The 15,010-nt window shown below is 75.3% G+C and carries 14 protein-coding genes and 2 pseudogenes; 6 read left to right on the top strand and 10 right to left on the bottom strand.

Translation table 11 applies throughout. The annotated features are described in order from the left end of the window. Positions 1-108 precede the first annotated feature (108 nt). The 3 genes from ACFV1L_RS15175 to ACFV1L_RS15165 all read right to left on the bottom strand — a co-directional run bounded on the left by ACFV1L_RS15175 (position 109) and on the right by ACFV1L_RS15165 (position 2,550). Positions 109-909 (bottom strand): family 1 encapsulin nanocompartment shell protein, encoded by an 801-nt coding sequence (locus ACFV1L_RS15175; RefSeq protein WP_380365999.1) that lies wholly within the window; start codon positions 907-909, stop codon positions 109-111. Next, positions 906-1,964 (bottom strand): Dyp-type peroxidase, encoded by a 1,059-nt coding sequence (locus ACFV1L_RS15170; protein WP_380365997.1) that lies wholly within the window; start codon positions 1,962-1,964, stop codon positions 906-908. The genes ACFV1L_RS15175 and ACFV1L_RS15170 overlap by 4 nt, the downstream gene beginning before the upstream one ends. A 109-nt stretch (positions 1,965-2,073) precedes the next feature. Beyond that, positions 2,074-2,550, bottom strand: a complete 477-nt coding sequence (locus ACFV1L_RS15165) for a MarR family winged helix-turn-helix transcriptional regulator (protein ID WP_380365996.1) — start codon at positions 2,548-2,550, stop codon at positions 2,074-2,076. A 132-nt stretch (positions 2,551-2,682) separates the two neighbouring features. On the opposite strand from ACFV1L_RS15165, the gene ACFV1L_RS15160 reads away from it, so the two are divergent. Beyond that, a complete protein-coding gene (locus tag ACFV1L_RS15160) occupies positions 2,683-4,737 on the top strand; it encodes an MMPL family transporter (protein WP_380365994.1) in 2,055 nt (684 codons plus the stop codon). Positions 4,738-4,744: 7 nt separating this feature from the next. On the opposite strand, the gene ACFV1L_RS15155 is transcribed toward ACFV1L_RS15160, so the two are convergent. The 3 genes from ACFV1L_RS15155 to ACFV1L_RS15145 all read right to left on the bottom strand — a co-directional run bounded on the left by ACFV1L_RS15155 (position 4,745) and on the right by ACFV1L_RS15145 (position 8,692). Next, a complete protein-coding gene (locus ACFV1L_RS15155; RefSeq protein WP_380365993.1) occupies positions 4,745-5,245 on the bottom strand; it encodes a hypothetical protein in 501 nt (166 codons plus the stop codon). Between the two features lie 23 nt (positions 5,246-5,268). Beyond that, positions 5,269-5,733: a hypothetical protein gene (locus tag ACFV1L_RS15150; protein WP_380365991.1), complete on the bottom strand. Its 465-nt coding sequence runs from the start codon at positions 5,731-5,733 to the stop codon at positions 5,269-5,271. Between the two features lie 70 nt (positions 5,734-5,803). Beyond that, positions 5,804-8,692 carry a hypothetical protein gene (locus tag ACFV1L_RS15145; protein ID WP_380365990.1) on the bottom strand — a complete coding sequence of 963 codons (2,889 nt, stop codon included), beginning with the start codon at positions 8,690-8,692 and terminating at the stop codon, positions 5,804-5,806. Positions 8,693-8,833: 141 nt separating this feature from the next. Between ACFV1L_RS15145 and ACFV1L_RS15140 the strand changes: the two genes are divergently transcribed. The 3 genes and pseudogenes from ACFV1L_RS15140 (at position 8,834) to ACFV1L_RS15130 (ending at position 9,936) form a co-directional block, all read left to right on the top strand. Continuing rightward, positions 8,834-9,070, top strand: a complete 237-nt coding sequence (locus tag ACFV1L_RS15140) for a dTMP kinase (protein WP_380365988.1) — start codon at positions 8,834-8,836, stop codon at positions 9,068-9,070. A gap of 47 nt (positions 9,071-9,117) precedes the next feature. After that, a pseudogene (locus ACFV1L_RS15135) lies at positions 9,118-9,459 on the top strand (STAS domain-containing protein); the annotation flags it as partial. Between the two features lie 21 nt (positions 9,460-9,480). Continuing rightward, complete coding sequence (locus tag ACFV1L_RS15130) at positions 9,481-9,936, top strand: STAS domain-containing protein (RefSeq protein ID WP_380366009.1); 456 nt, start codon at positions 9,481-9,483, stop codon at positions 9,934-9,936. Here the strand turns inward: ACFV1L_RS15130 and ACFV1L_RS15125 are convergent. Together ACFV1L_RS15125 and ACFV1L_RS15120 are read right to left on the bottom strand one after the other, a co-directional pair. Then, a complete protein-coding gene (locus ACFV1L_RS15125; RefSeq protein WP_380365986.1) occupies positions 9,933-10,109 on the bottom strand; it encodes a hypothetical protein in 177 nt (58 codons plus the stop codon). The genes ACFV1L_RS15130 and ACFV1L_RS15125 overlap by 4 nt on opposite strands. A gap of 117 nt (positions 10,110-10,226) precedes the next feature. Beyond that, a pseudogene (locus tag ACFV1L_RS15120) lies at positions 10,227-10,586 on the bottom strand (winged helix-turn-helix transcriptional regulator); the annotation flags it as partial. Positions 10,587-10,685: 99 nt separating this feature from the next. On the opposite strand from ACFV1L_RS15120, the gene ACFV1L_RS15115 reads away from it, so the two are divergent. Further along, the gene (locus tag ACFV1L_RS15115; protein WP_380365984.1) at positions 10,686-11,897 is read left to right on the top strand and encodes a pyridoxal phosphate-dependent aminotransferase; all 1,212 of its coding nucleotides are present in this window, start codon (positions 10,686-10,688) and stop codon (positions 11,895-11,897) included. A gap of 261 nt (positions 11,898-12,158) precedes the next feature. Then, positions 12,159-12,623 (top strand): hypothetical protein, encoded by a 465-nt coding sequence (locus tag ACFV1L_RS15110; protein ID WP_380365982.1) that lies wholly within the window; start codon positions 12,159-12,161, stop codon positions 12,621-12,623. 154 nt (positions 12,624-12,777) lie between these two features. Here ACFV1L_RS15110 and ACFV1L_RS15105 read toward each other — a convergent pair whose 3' ends face one another. After that, on the bottom strand, positions 12,778-13,110 hold the full coding sequence (locus ACFV1L_RS15105; protein WP_380365981.1) for a YnfA family protein: 333 nt from the start codon (positions 13,108-13,110) through the stop codon (positions 12,778-12,780). 154 nt (positions 13,111-13,264) lie between these two features. Then, entirely contained in the window at positions 13,265-14,887 is a 1,623-nt protein-coding gene (locus ACFV1L_RS15100) for a purple acid phosphatase family protein (RefSeq protein ID WP_380365979.1), read from the bottom strand. Between the last annotated feature and the right edge of the window lie 123 nt (positions 14,888-15,010).

The raw sequence follows: 15,010 nt of genomic DNA, 5'->3' as shown, positions 1-15,010 counted from the left end.
TGGTCTTTACTGATCCGGCGACCAGCGAGATCTACCCGACCTTTGTGGTCGGCAGCGTCAGCTGTGTTTACGCGTGAGGGCCCGTCCCGGCCGCGCGGGCCTGCCGGGTCAGTGCGAAGTGAGGGCCACCGAGGCCTCGGCGGTGTGCAGTTGGAAGGTGAGGGACTCCTGCAGGTACAGGTGCACGGTGGTGTCGTCGTGCGAGAGGTAGCCGATGGACAGGTCCTCGCCGAGGTGCAGTTCGAAGTCGCCGCCGCGGGCGGAGAGCAGCACGGCGCCCTCGACGGCGGGGGCCCAGATGATCTCGCCGTCGAGCAGCCGGGCCAGGTGGTTGTGGACCGGGTAGCCGTGGTCGGAGGTCTCGTTGACGGCCGTGTAGGTGTCGGCGCCGAGCAGCAGCGAGTAGGGGCCGCCGACGCCGGCCAGGCGCAGCGCGGTGAGGGCGCGGCTGACGGCGTTGGGGTAGTCGCGGACGTCCTCGGGGAGGGCGACGGGGTGGTTGCTGGAGCCGTCCCGGATGCCGGTGATGCCGGCGGCGGCGTAGCCGTCGAAGATGGCGCGGTCCTCGGCGAGGGCGATGGTGCGGGCGGCGTCCTTGACCGGGTCCCAGTCGGAGTCCTTGGAGCCGCGTTCGACGTCGTCCACGGCGGCCCGGGTGACGGTGAACGGGACGCGGAGTTCGACCAGCGCCCGGCACTCCCGGGCGCGGGCCCGGATGCCGTTGCCGGGGGCGGCGATGTCGGCGAGGTGGCCGGTGCCGACCGCGGCGAGCTCCGGGCCGTCGGGGCCGAGCAGGTCGACGACCCGGCGGCCGGCCAGGTGCAGGGTGAAGGTGCGCCGGGCCTCTTCCTCGATCTCGGCCCAGGCGGCGGTGGAGACGGGCGCCAGTTCGCGGTGCAGGTTGTTCACGGTGCGGTACTCCTCTTCAGGCTGCCGATGCGGAGACTGCCGTCCCGGGCCGGCGGGGGTGCGGGCGGGGCCGGTGGCTGCGGCGCCGGCGGGGCGTCGTGCCGGGCGCGGGCGGCGGCGGTGCCGGGCGCGGGCGGCGGGTCGTCCAGGAAGTCCGCGCTGGGGACGTGGAAGAAGGTGCCGGTGACGGCGGTGGAGAAGTCCAGCAGCCGGTCGTGGGCGGCTGGCCCGCGGCCGAGGAACATGTTGCGCAGCATCTCCTCGGTGACCCCCGGGTCGCGGGCGTAGCCGATGAAGTAGGTGCCGCACTCGCCGCCTTCGGTGAACGAGCCGAACGGCATGTTGAGCCGCCAGATGTCGCGTCCCTCGCCGTCCGGGCCGGTGACGGTGTTCAGGGCGACGTGCGAGTCGGCGGGCTTGGCGGCGTCGTCGAGTTCGATGTTGTCGAGCTTGGTGCGGCCGATCACGAGTTCCTGGCGCTCGGTGCTCAGCGCGTTCCACTCGGCCATGTCGTGCAGGTACTTCTGCACGATGACGTAGGAGCCGCCGGCGAAGGCCGGGTCCTCGTCGCCGATCAGCACGGCGTCGGCGGCGTCCTGGCCGTCCGGGTTCTCGGTGCCGTCGACGAAGCCGATCAGGTCGCGGCAGTCGAAGTACCGGAAGCCGTGGGTCTCGTCGACCACGCCGACCGCGGGGCCGAGCCGGCCGGTGATCTTCGTGGCGAGTTCGAAGCAGAGGTCCATGCGTTCGGCGCGGACGTGCAGCAGCAGGTCGCCGGGGGTGGCGGGGGCGAGGTGCCGGGGGCCGGCCAGCTCCTGGAACGGGTGCAGCTGGGCGGGCCGGGGGCCGGCGAACAGGCGGTCCCAGGCGTCCGATCCGATGCCGACCACCAGGGCCAGCCCGTCGTGCGGGGCGCGGCTGCTCACCGAGCGGGTCAGCCCTGCGAGGTCGGGCAGCAGGTCGCGGACGGCCTGCTCGCCGCCCTCCTCCAGGGCGAGCACCAGGAACACGGCGGCCCCGGTCAGATTGGTGAGGACCGGTTGGGGCTGCGGCATGGAGAGGGCTCCCAGGGGCTGCCGGGACGTGCGGACGCCCGCCGACCATACCCGGCAAAAGGGTCGAGATCCTGCCACAGCGCCCGAATCGGGCGTGTCTCCGGGCAGGTCAGCGGGGCTGCTGCTGCCGGCGCTCGTGCCGCAACTGCTCCAGCTCCTCGGTCATCCGGGTCAGGAACCGCACCACGGTGGCGACTTCCTCGGCCCGGAACTCGGACCGCACCCGGTCGGTGCAGTGCGCGACCGGCGTGAACCAGTCGAACGCCAGCCGGGCGGCGTCCGGGTGGTAGTGCACGTGCACCTGCCGCCGGTCGGCGGCGTCCCGGGTGCGGTGGACGTGCCCGGCGCGCTCCAGCCGGTCCAGCACGGCCGTCACCGCACCGGAGGTGAGGCCGAGTTCGGCCCGCAGCCGCCCCGGCGTGACGCCCGGCGGGTCGGCGGCCCGCAGCACCGCCAGGAGCGCCTGCACGTCGGTGGCGTGCAGGCCCTGGGCGGCCGCGAAGTCGTGCCCGAGCAGGTTCATCTCGGACGCCAGCCCCTGCAGCAGCCGCCCGAACTCCCGGTCGCCGTCCCGCTGCGCCACCACCTGCGCTCCTCACTCCGTGTCCTGCGGCCCGCCCCACGACCCCGGTTCCGTCTTCGGACCCCCGCCTGCCCAGACCCTAGCGCCACCGGCACACCGTCGAGATCTCTCAATCATTGAGATATCCTCCCGCCCATGCCGACCTCCCCGCGCCGCGCCCGGTTCCTGCTCCCGCTCGCCCTGCTGCTGGTCTGGCTGGCGCTCGGCGGCGCGTTCGGCCCGTTCGCCGGACGCCTCGGCGAGGTGTCCGCCAATGACGGGGCGTCATTCCTGCCGCGCAGCGCGGAATCCACCCGGGTGACCGAGCTGGAGCGGGCGTTCCGCACCGGGAGCACGCTGCCGGTGGTGCTGGTCTGGGAGGCGCAGGACGGTCCGGTCGGCGACCGGCTGCGGGCCGACGCCGGCCGCGCGCTGGCCGACGCCGCCGCGGTGCCGGGCGCCACCGGGCAGGCCTCGCCGCTGCTGCCCTCCGCGGACGGGCGCGCCCTGGAGGCGGTGGTGCAGCTGCGTGCCGACCTCGGCCCGGACACCAAGGCCGCGGTCCGGGAGATCCGGGAACGGGTCCGCGTGGCGGGCGCGACCGGCGGGGTGGCCGGGCCGGCGGCCGTCCTGGCCGACCTGTCCGGGGCGTTCGCCGGCATCGACGGCCTGCTGCTGGGGGTGGCGCTCGGCGTGGTGCTGCTGATCCTGCTGCTGGTGTACCGGGCGGTGCTGCTGCCGCTGCTGGTGATCGCCGGCGCGGTGTTCGCCCTCGCGGTGGCGTGCGCGGTCGTCTACGCGCTGGCCCGGCACGGCGTGGTGCGGGTGGACGGGCAGGTGCAGGGCCTGCTGTCGATCCTGGTGATCGGCGCGGCCACCGACTACGGCCTGCTGGTGTCCGCCCGCTTTCGGGAGGAACTCGCCGCCGGCCGCGACCGGTTCGACGCCGCCCGCACTGCGCTGCGCCGCTCCGCGGAGCCGGTCGCCGCCTCGGGCCTGACGGTCGGGCTGGGCCTGCTGGTGCTGCTGCTCTCGGACCTGACGAACAATCGGGCGCTCGGCCCGGTCGGCGCGATCGGCATCGCCTGCGCCGTCCTCGCCGCGCTGACGTTCCTCCCCGCGGTGCTGGCGCTGTGCGGCCGGGCCGCGTTCTGGCCGGCCCGACCCACCGCGGCGGGCGGCTCCGGCCGGCTGTGGCAGCGGGTCGCCGACCTGGTGGCCCGCCGCCCGCGCGCGCTGTGGGTGGGCTCGGTCGCGGTGCTGGCGGCGCTCGCCGCGTGCTCCCCGCTGCTGGACGCCCGCGGCGTGCCGCAGTCCGAACTCTTCACCACCGCCCAGCCGTCGGTGGCCGCGCAGCGCCTGCTGTCGGCGCACTTCCCGGGCGGCTCCGGCAACCCGGCGGTGATCGTCGCGGACGCCGGCCGGGCCGAGGAGGTGGCCGCGGCGGCGGCGCGGGTGCCCGGCGTGGCCTCGGTGCGCCCGTACACCGGCGGCGCGCCGTCCGACCCGCCGCTGGTCGCGGACGGGCGGGTCCGGCTGGACGCGACGCTCGCCGACCCGGCCGACAGCGACCCGGCGCTGGCCGCGGTCGGCCGGCTGCGGACGGCGGTGCACGCCGTGGACGGGGCGCACGCCCTGGTCGGCGGGTACTCGGCGCAGCAGGCCGACATCCGGCTGACGGCCCGTCACGACCGGGCGCTGATCATGCCGGTGGTGCTGCTGTGCATCCTGGCGGTGCTGGTGCTGCTGCTGCGCTCGGTGCTGGCGCCGGTGCTGCTGGCGGCGACGGTGGCACTGTCCTACCTGGCGACGCTGGGCGTCTCGGCGCTGGTGTTCCCGCACGTGTTCGGCTTCTCGGCGACCGATCCCTCGGTGCCGCTGTACGGGTTCGTGTTCCTGGTGGCGCTGGGCGTGGACTACAACATCTTCCTGATGACCCGGGTCCGCGAGGAGAGCGCCCGGCTCGGCACCCGGGCAGGGGTGCTGCGGGGGCTGACCGCGACGGGCGGGGTGATCACTTCGGCGGGCGTGGTCCTCGCCGCGACCTTCGCCGCCCTCGGCGTGATCCCGCTGGCGTTCCTGGCCCAGATCGCCTTCATCGTGGCGTTCGGCGTCCTCCTCGACACCCTGCTGGTCCGCTCCCTGCTGGTGCCCGCCCTGGTCCACGACCTCGGCGGCCGGGTCTGGTGGCCGGCCCGCCGGACGGACTGACGCCGGATCAGCCGGACGCGGCGACCACGGCGACGGTCAGCGCCAGCAGGGCGAGCAGGGCGCCGTGGACGGCGAGGTGGAAGCTGCGGCCGCGGCCGGCGAACCGGAGCCAGTGGCGGCCCGGCTCCGCGACCGGCTCGCCGGCCGGCGCCCCGAACACCGCGCCGAACAGCAGCACGCCCAGCAGGACGCCGAGCAGCAGCGGGCCGGGGCGCCGCTCCCCCGCGGAGTCCCCGCCGACGACGGCGGCGTCCACGGCGAGCAGCAGGAACAGCAGCAGCGCGGCCGGCAGCGCGGGCCGCCGGTTCACCGGCCGCCGGTCCCGGCGCGTCCGCAGGGTGGCGCCCGCCGGGAGGAGCGTCACGAGGACCGGGTCGGACGGGAAGCCGCCGTCGCCGAACAGCGCCATGGCGCCCCAGGCCGACAGCAGGACCGCCAGTCCGAGGCCCGCGCCGAGCGCCGCCCCGAGCAGCCCGGCGACCGCGCGCAACCGGTCGCCCCCCGCCATGCTCGCCCCCAACTGTCCCGGCACTACTGGGCGTTGAGTACCGCGATACCCGATTCCCCGTCCTCGAACCGGGCGAACAACTCCTCCAGCGAGCCGACCGGTCCGAGGTGGTCGATCAGCAGGACGGCCTGCTTCTCGCCGTCCTGCTCGGCGGGTTCGAAGTCGGTGACCAGTTCGCGGCGGAGCAGCGTCACCCACCCGTCCTCGTCCGACTGCGGCGGCGCCTCGGTCCGTTCCTCGTCGAGCACGGCCCGCGCCGCGACCAGCGTGACGGCCAGCCGGTCGCCGGTGCGGCTGTAGCGGGCGGCGAGGTCGAAGGGCAGCAGGTGGAACACGCCCTCCTCCCCCTCGTGGCCGCGGTCCAGCAGTCGGCAGGCGAGGCGTTCGCCCGGGTCGGTGGAGCCGGTGTCCACCGAGAGCAGCACCCCGACGTCGTCCGGCCCGAACGGCGGCACGGCGGTGATCCACATGCGCGAGGAGTCGTCCATGGCGGCCAGCCAAGCACACGCCGCCGACGGCGCCGGGCGGTTCCGGCGGCACCGCCCGGCCGCAGCGGCGTCAGGCCTGCCAGGGCCGGAGGACGTCGGCCCGGGCGGCGGGCCGGCCGGCGGCGGTCAGGCCGTAGGGCCGGTGGTCCAGGTCCTGGTGGGGCGGGCCACCGGCCCCGGCGACCCGGCGCAGGCCCTCCCAGGCTCCGCTGTCGCCGCCGTCGACGGCGTGGCCGTACGCCCGTCGCGCGCCGACCCGGTCACCGTCCTGCTCGTGGAGCCGGCCCAGGGCCGCCCAGGCGTCGGCGTCGCCGAGTTCCGTGCCGTGCCGGTAGGCCCGGGCGGCGGCTTCCGGGTCCTGGTGTTCGCGGACCCTCCCGAGCGCGGTCCAGGCGCCGTCACCGCCGGCGGCCACGGCCTCGCGGACGGCCAGTTCGGCGGCCGCGCGGTCGCCGGCGCGCTCGCGGATCCGGGAGAGCGCCGCCCAGGCCTCCGGGTCGCCGTGGGCGGCGGCCCGGGTGGCGGCGAGGTCCGCGCCGGTCCGGTCGCCCGCGCTCTCCCGGAGCCTGGCCAGCGCGGTCCACGCCTCCGGGTCCCCGGCGCGGGCGGCCCAGGCGGCCGCGTGGTCGGCGGCCGCGCCGTCCCCGGCGCGTTCCCGGCGGCGGGCCAGTTCCGACCAGGCGTAGGCGTCTCCCAGCCGGGCGGCCCGGGCGGCGGCGTCGTCGGCTCCGGCGGGGTCGCCGGCCGTCTCGCGGAGCCGGGCGACCTGGGCCCAGGCGAGTGCGGTGCCGAGGGCGGCGGCCCTGCGGTAGGCGGTCTCGGCCCCGGCGGGGTCGCCGGCGGTCTCCCGGAGCCGGGCCAGCGCGGTCCAGCCTTCGGCGGTTCCGGCCCGGCCGGCGCGCTCGGCGGCGGCTTCGGCGGCGGCCGGGTCGCCGGCTTCCCAGTGGCAGCGGACCAGGTCGGCCCCGGTGGTGACGGCTCCGACGACGGCGGCTTCCAGGCAGGTGAGTTCGGCGTCGGCCAGGTCTCCGTTGTTCCGGTGGACCCGGGAGAGCCCGGTCCAGGCCCAGGCGTCGCCGCCCCAGGCGGCCTCCTGGTAGGCGCGGGCCGCACCGGCGTGGTCGGCGGCGTGTTCCCGGAGCCGGGCGAGCGCCGTCCAGGCCTGCGGGTGGCCGAGGAGGAGCGCGCGCGACGCCAACTGCTCGGCGCCGCCCGGGTCCTGACCTTGTTCGTGGAGTCTGGCCAGGGCTGCCCAGGCCTGCGGTTCGCCGTGGTCGGCCGCCACCGCGTAGGCCCGTTCGGCGGCGGCCCGGTCGCCGGACGCCTCGGTGGCGGCGGCCAGCAGCATCCAGGCGCGCGGGTCGTCGGCGGCGGCCCGCTCCGCTCCGGCCCGGTCGCCGAGTTCCGCCAGCAGTGCGGTGGCGGCGGCGCGGGCGGCCCGGCTGCCCTCGTCGGCGGACCTCCGGTACAGGTGCAGGGCGTGGCCGTAGCGGCGGCGGTCGCGGGCCGCGGCCGCGACGGCGTCGAGGTCGTCGGTGGTGCGGGCGTGGTGGGCGACGGCGTCCCACAGGGTCGCGGGCGGGCAGAGGTGGCCGCGGCGGCGCCGGAGGTGCCGGTCGAGGTAGTCGGTGATCCGGTAGCCGTCCGCCGGGCCCAGGCCGGGGGTCTCGCGGACGGCGGCGAGGGCGGCGAGTCCGCGGTGCCCGTGCTCGCCGGAGGGCCGGCAGAGTGCGTCGACGGCGGCGATCAGCCAGCCGTCGCCGGTGACCCGGGCGGTGTCCGGCAGGTAGCCGCCGACGGCTTCGGCGAGCAGGTCCGGCGGGAGCGGTCCGGCGTGGCCGATCCGGCGGGCGTCGGCGGCGGCGCTGATGAGGGCGTGCTCGATCTCGGTGAAGAAGTGGCCGGGGCCCTGTTCGTAGCGGCGCACCAGGACGGGGCCGCCGGTGAGGTGCTGCAGGACCCTTCCGTCCGCGGCCGCGGCGCGCAGGGCTGCGGCGAGGCGCGGGTCGCGGGTGGCGTTCTCGGCGACCTCGGGCAGGTGTCCGGCCATGCTGTCGGGGACGTCCAGCTCGGTGAGCCAGGTGTTCAGCAGGGCCCTGGCGCGGGGGTGTCCGTCGCCGGCCGGGCCGGGCCGGTCGGTGAGCCGCCGCAACTGGTCGGTGCGGATCGTGCCGATCACCACGATCGGGGCGGCCCTGTCCAGCAGCGCCGCCAGGACGGTGGCGACCTCCTCGCCGGTCCCGCCGTCGAGGTAGCGGGCCAGGTCGTCGAGCCAGAGCACCGTGCGGGCCGGGACGGCGTCGGCGGCGACGAGGGCCAGCAGTTCCTCCGGGCCCCGGGCGGGGTTCAGCAGGGGCCAGTCGGGGAGGGCCTGCTCGACCGCCCGGTACGCGGCCCTGGTCCGGCCGGTGCCCGGGGCCCCGGCCAGGACGGCGAGGACGGAGCGGCGCTTCCCGCCCCCGGCGGCCTGCCGCAGCTGGTCGCGCAGCTCCCGGTCGTGGGCGCGTTCGACGTACTCGGTGTGGGTTCCCGGGTCGCTGCCGTCGACGGCGGGCGCCCGCCGCACGCCGAGCGCGGACTGCTCCCAGAGCCGGAGGGTGCGCGGCCGGGGCGGCCGGTGTGCGCTCGCCTCGGCCCACCGGGCGCGGACGGCCTCCTGCGCCTCCTCCGGCGACCGGCCGGCCCGGGCGGCGAGCACGGCCGCGACGGACACCGCGTCGTCCCGGCCCGGCAGGGTGTCGCCGCGGAGGATCCGGGCGACGGTGTCCTTGCCCGGGGCGCCCGGCAGGTCGTCGCACTCGCCGACCGCGGCGGCGATCCCCGCCAGGGTCGGGGCGCCCGCGTCCAGGTACAGCCGGTACAGGTACTCCTTGAACTCGCGCAGCGGCCCCGCCGGCAGCTGCGGCGGCGGCACCTGCCGGGCCTTCGCCGCCGCTCCGCGGTTCTCGTCGCTTCCCATCGCGCGCTCCCCCCGTCCCGCCCCGCTCCTGCCGCGGCCCCGTCGCACCTCGTCGCAGGGGCGCGGCGGCCCGGGCCGCGGGCTCCATTGTGGACCTGGCCGGGAGGGACCCGGTACCGATCCGACCACCCGGAGGCCGAAGTGCCCGTCCTGCCCGTTCCCCTGACCGGCCGTCTGTTCGACGCGGCGCGCGTCGTCACGGTGGTCGCCCTGCTGACGCCGCCGCTGCTGCTGGCCGCCGTGGCCAGCCTCCCGGCGCTGGTTGTGCTGCCGTTCCTCCCCGGTGGCGACCTGCGCGCCGAGCGGCTGATGCGTCAACTCATGCTCTGGACCGCCAGGTTGGTGGACACCGGCCGCCGCAGCGGCGGCCCGGCGTAGGATCCCGGCAGGTGTGTGCCGTGGACGGAGAGGAACACGTGGAGACCATCACCGCTTCCTGGGGAGGCCTCGCGGTCTCGCACGAGCACGTCTCCGCCACGACGACCGTGCTCACCGTCATCGGCGAACTCGACGTCTACACCAGCCCGACCCTGCGGACGGCCCTGGTCGGCGCGATCGACCAGGGCCACGTGCAGCTCGTCGTCGACCTCAGCGGCTGCGAGACCACGGACAGCACCGGACTCGGGGTGCTGGTGGGCGCGTTGAAGCGGACCCGGGCGCTGGGTGGCACGGTGGTCTGCGTCGAGGGCGCGCCGCCGTTGATGAAGATGTTCCGCATCACGGGGCTGACCAGGGTCTTCGCGTTCTACGACTCGGTCGCGCGGGCGGAGGAGAGCCTGCACCTGCGGGTGGACGGCGTCGGCGTCGCCTCGACGCCCCTTCCGGCCGCGGCCGCCCGGCCGGTCGACGGCCCGCCCGCCCGCCGGCACCCCGAAGTCTGCCCCGGGTTGGAGCTGTCCGACGCGGAGCCGACGGAGCAGGGCGGGCCCGGCGCCCGGTTCGCCGCCGCCGGCTGCCTCTGCCGGAACACCGCGAAGAGCCTGCGCGACCGGATCCACGACCTCGCCGACCAGGGCTTCACCCGGCTCGTCGTCGACCTGAACGGCGTCGGGCACCTCGACGGCCCCGGCCTGGGCGCGCTGGTCGGCGGGCTCAGGCTGCTGCGGCCCAAGGACGGCACGCTCGGCCTGGCAGTGGCCGACCCGCACATCCTGAAGGTGCTCCGCGCCACCGGCCTGGTGAAGGTCTTCGACATCCACCGCACCGCCCCCGAGCCCGCCCGCCCCCCGGCCCGGGCGGCCTAGCTGCCGCCGGCGCCGGGGCCGATGCTGTTGAACGGGCCGGTCAGCAGTGTCGGGCGGTGGACCTTGGCGACCGCCGCCGCCCGCTCCAGTTCGGCGCGGTGCGCGGCGGCGGCGTCGAGTTCGCTCCTGCGCCCGAACCGGCGGCGCGACCAGCGTTGGATGCCGACCAGCATGGAAATCGGACCTGACACAGCGGTACCCCCCGTCCGCCCCGGGCCGTTCGGTCGTGCCCGGACGGCCTCAGCGTACTCGCCGACGGGGAGTCATACCTCAACGGAAGCTCAGGAGTTGACGGCGTACCAGTGCCCGCGGACGGCGTCGGTGGGGCGCGGCTCGCCGAGTTCCGGGGCGCCCCAGCGGGCGAGCGCCTCGATGACGGGACGCAGCTCGGTGCCGCGTTCGGTCAGCTCGTAGACGGTGGCGTTGGCGGGGCGTTCCAGGCGGCGGCGTTCGACCAGGCCCTCGGCCTCCAGCTGCTTGAGGCGGGTGGCGAGGATGTCGGTGGAGACCCCGGGCAGGTCGGCGTGCAGGTCGGTGTAGCGGCGCGGTCCGCCGAGGAGTTCACGGACGATCAGGAGACTCCAGCGTTCCCCGACCGCGTCCAGGGCGCGGGCGACGGCGCAGTACTGGTCGTAGCTTCGGCGTGGCATGTCGTCAGCATAGCCAAGAGGTTGGACTTTCCAAGTCCTTACTTGGTAGAACGAAGCAAGCCGGCCGCAGGGGCTCGGTGACGGGTCGGGAGGCCGCTGATGGAGTTTCGCCAGTCCAGCAAGCTGAAGGACGTGTGCTACGAGATCCGTGGCCCGGTCGTCGACACCGCCAACGCCCTGGAGGAGGCCGGCCACAGCGTGCTGCGCCTGAACACCGGCAACCCCGCGCCGTTCGGCTTCGAGGCGCCCGAGGAGATCGTCCAGGACATCGTCCGCAACCTCACCAACGCGCACGGCTACAGCGATTCCCGCGGCATCCTGCCGGCCCGCCGCGCCGTGGTGCAGTACTACCAGCAGCGCGGCGTTCCGAACGTCGGCGTGGACGACGTGTACCTGGGCAACGGCGTGTCCGAGCTGATCCAGATGAGCGTGCAGGCGCTGGTCGACGACGGCGACGAGGTGCTCGTCCCGATGCCGGACTACCCGCTGTGGACGGCCGTGGTGACGTTCGCCGGCGGCAAGGCGGTGCACTACCTGTGCGACGAGGAGTCCGACTGGTTCCCCGACCTGGACGACATCGCTGCCAAGATCACCCACCGCACCAAGGCGATCGTGGTGATCAACCCGAACAACCCGACCGGCGCGGTCTACCCGAAGGAACTCCTCGAAGGCCTGCTCGACCTGGCGCGCCGCCACAACCTGCTGGTCTTCGCCGACGAGATCTACGACAAGATCCTCTACGACGGCGTCGAGCACCACTGCCTGGCCGCCCTCGCCGACGACGTCCTCACCCTCACCTTCAACGGCCTCTCCAAGGCCTACCGGGTGGCCGGCTTCCGCAGCGGGTGGCTGGTGGTCTCCGGCCCCAAGCAGCGCGCCAAGGACTACCTGGAGGGCCTCACCATGCTGGCCGGCATGCGGCTGTGCCCCAACGTGCCCGCCCAGTACGCCGTGCAGGCCGCGCTCGGCGGCCGGCAGTCCATCAACGACCTGGTCCTGCCGACCGGCCGCCTCACCGAACAGCGCGACGTCACCTGGCGGGCCCTCAACGAGATCCCCGGCGTCTCCTGCGTCAAGCCCCGCGGCGCGCTGTACGCCTTCGCCAAGCTCGACCCGGCCGTGCACCGGATCGTCGACGACGAGCGCTTCGTCCTCGACCTGCTGCTCCGCGAGAAGATCCACATCGTCCAGGGCACCGGCTTCAACTGGCCCCGCCCCGACCACTTCCGCTTCGTCACCCTCCCCCGGGCCGACGACCTGGAGACCGCGATCAACCGCATCGGCCGCTTCCTCGCCACCTACCGCCAGTAGCCGCCGGCCCCGCCGGGACGGCCGGCCGCCGGTGCGGGTCGCGGATCGGCGACACGTCGACCACTCGACCCGCCCGGTCGGGCCTCGCGCCTGCGCCTGCGCCTGCGCCTGCGTCAACTCCGGTACGCAGCAGACCCCTTCGGCGGCCGGACGGCGGTCCGATCTCCGATCGGTAACGAACTCGTCACTCGAACTCCACGCCTCGCACACACTCGGAAGGATGGCGTCCCGTCCCGCCAACTCCCTCCGAGAAGAGCCGCGTTGTCCCTCTCCCTCCGCCTGCGCCGGGCCTCCGCCGCCGGTGCGCTGCTGGCCGCCGCACTGTTCGCCACCGCCTGCGAGCCCACCGACGCCGCGCCCGCCGCGCCCACCACCCCCGCTGCCGTCGCCTCGCCCTCGCCCTCGCCCTCCCTCTCGCCGTCCCCCTCGCCGACGCCCTCCCCCGCTCCGACGCCGACACCCACGGTCGAGCCGCCGACCACGCAGGCCCCGGAGCCCGCCCCGACCACCGCCCGGCCGGCCCCGAGGACCACCACCGCCGAGCCCCCGGCCGATCCCGCCCCCACCCACGAGGCGGCCGGCTGCCACCCGCTGTCGAACGCGGGCAACTGCTACAAGGCGGGCCAGTTCTGCCGCACTTCGGACCACGGCGTGTCGGGCACGGACGCCTCCGGCCGGACCATCCGGTGCGAGGACAAGAACGGCTGGCGCTGGGTGGCCGGCTGACGGCGGCCGACCGGCCACCGTTCCCAGCGGGACGGTGGGCGGCACGGACACCCGGGGCCCCACCGCGCGGACAACGCGCAGCCCCGGCGTCCGTGCCGTCGCCCGCCCCCGACTCCGGTGCCGCACCGGCCCGTTCCGGCCCGGGAGGGCGTCCTCAGCGGCGCGGCCCGTACATGATCACGCCGACGCCGGCCAGGCAGATCAGGGCGCCGAGGACGTCCCACCGGGTGGGGCGGAAGCCGTCCACGACCACGCCCCAGAGCAGCGAGCCCGCGACGAAGACGCCGCCGTACGCGGCCAGCACCCGGCCGAAGTTCGCGTCGGGCTGGAGCGCGGCGGTGAAGCCGTACAGGCCGAGGGCGAGGACGCCGAGGCCGGCCAGCCACCACGGGCGGGACTCGCGGACGGACTGCCAGACCAGCCAGCAGCCGCCGATCTCCAGCAGCGCGGCCAGGGCGAACAGCATGATCGAACGGGCGGTGCTCACCGCCCCACCCTAGACGCCGCCCCGCCCAGGCCCGTCGCCCTGCCCCGTCGCCCCGCCCCGGGCGGCGGGCCGCCCCAGCCACCGCCCCGCCCCGGCCGGAACGGCGGCGCCCCCGGGCCCGACAGCACCGGGTCCGGGGGCGCCGACCGCGGTGTCAGTGGCCGTGCTCGCTGCGGCCCGCGCGGCGGGTGATCGAGTAGTGGTCGATCTGCGTGCCGTCCTCGGCCAGCGCGGTGACCTTCATGGTGCTGGTCGCACCGCGGTGCGCCGGGGTGACGTCCACCTTGATGAACGAGTAGCCGGTGTAGCGGACCCGCGACCAGTGCACGGTCTCCGCGACCTTCACGCTGCCCTTGTCGAAGTGGTAGGTGACCACCTCGTCCTGGTGGTTCTCGTGGCCCTCGTAGGTGTCGGGGGCGTCGAACGAGTACAGGCTGCGCCCGGCGGCGCCGGCGGTCACGTACACCACGCCGTCCTTGGCCGGGTCGATGCTCGCGCCGCTCGGCACGGCCTTGCTGACCTTGTTGCCGAGGATCGCGTCGGTGCGCTCGTACACGTGGTTGTGGCCGTTGATGACCAGGTCCACCCGGTACTTCTCGAACAGCGGCACCCAGGCGTCCCGGACGCCGCCGTCGGAGGCGTGCTGGTGGGTGGTGGAGAAGGCGCAGTGGTGGAAGAAGACCACCACGAAGTCGATCGCCTCGTCCGCCCGCAGCTCGCGCAGCTTGCGCTCCAGCCACTCGGTCTGCCGGCCGGCGGTGATGCCCAGGTTGGCGGGGATCTCGTAGGAGACGTCGTTGGCGTCCAGCGAGACGACGCCGACGTTGCCGTAGCTGAAGGAGTAGACGCCGGGCGCCTTGCGCGGGTCCGGGCCGTTGGTCGGCAGGGTGAAGCGGGCGTCGTCGCCGCCATAGCCGTTGTGCGAGTACCAGGCCTCCATGTCGTGGTTGCCGTAGGAGACCATCCACGGGACCTTCGCCGCCACCGTCTCGGTCTGCGCCAGGAACGCGTCCCAGGTCCGCGCGTTGAACGCGACCTTGTCGCTGTCCTGGCCCTGGCCCATCGGGTCGGCGTAGCAGATGTCGCCGGCGTGCAGGTGGAACACCGGCTTCTGGGCCAGGATGACGTGGTCGTTGCCGGCCGCGTGCGAGGAGACGCCCTGGTCGCCGAAGGCGGTGAAGGTGAACGGCTCGAACGGGCGGTTGTGGCGGCCGTGCCGGGACGGCGCGGTGGTGAAGGTCTGCAGGGTGGAGATCGCCTGCTGCGAGGCCGGGTCGAAGCCGTCGTGGCCGACGCCGTAGTAGTAGGTGGTGCCGGGCTGGAGGTGGTTCAGCTCCACGTGCAGGTAGTACTGGTCGACCGGGGTGCCGGTCGGGGTCAGCGCGGGGGTGTGCAGCGCCCGGACCTCGGCCTCGATCTTGTGGCTGAGCTCCCAAGGGTGGCGGCCGAAGCGCAGGAACGGCTTCTGCACCGGCGCCGGCACCTGCCAGGACACCCGCATCTGGGTGTCGGCCTCGGCGCCGAACTGCAGGTGGCGACCGACCGGGGCGACCAGCGAACCGGTCACCGCGTCCGTCGTGCTGCCCTTCGGCGCGGCCGGGTCGGCGAACGCCGTGCCGGAGCCCAGCGCCCCGCCGACGGCCAGCGCGCCGACCGTCACCGCGCTGGAGCGCAGCAGGGTGCGGCGGGAGAGCTTGCTGCGCAGGTACTCGTGCTGCTCCGCCATGTTCATGCGGGCGGCCAGCTGGGCGGGCACGCCCATGTTGGGGATATCCATGCGCGGGAGACTGTCAGCGGCCGGTGGCCGCCGACCGGATGCCCGGTGAACGAGCGTCATCGCGTCGGTCTGGGCGAGCACATGATCCGACCATGGGATGGTAAAGCCGCCGACGCCGCGGCG

Source organism: Kitasatospora sp. NPDC059646 (assembly GCF_042734615.1).
Lineage (GTDB): Bacteria > Actinomycetota > Actinomycetes > Streptomycetales > Streptomycetaceae > Kitasatospora.
Note: the sequence above shows the minus strand (reverse complement) of the source record. Positions and strands in the feature narration are given on the sequence as shown.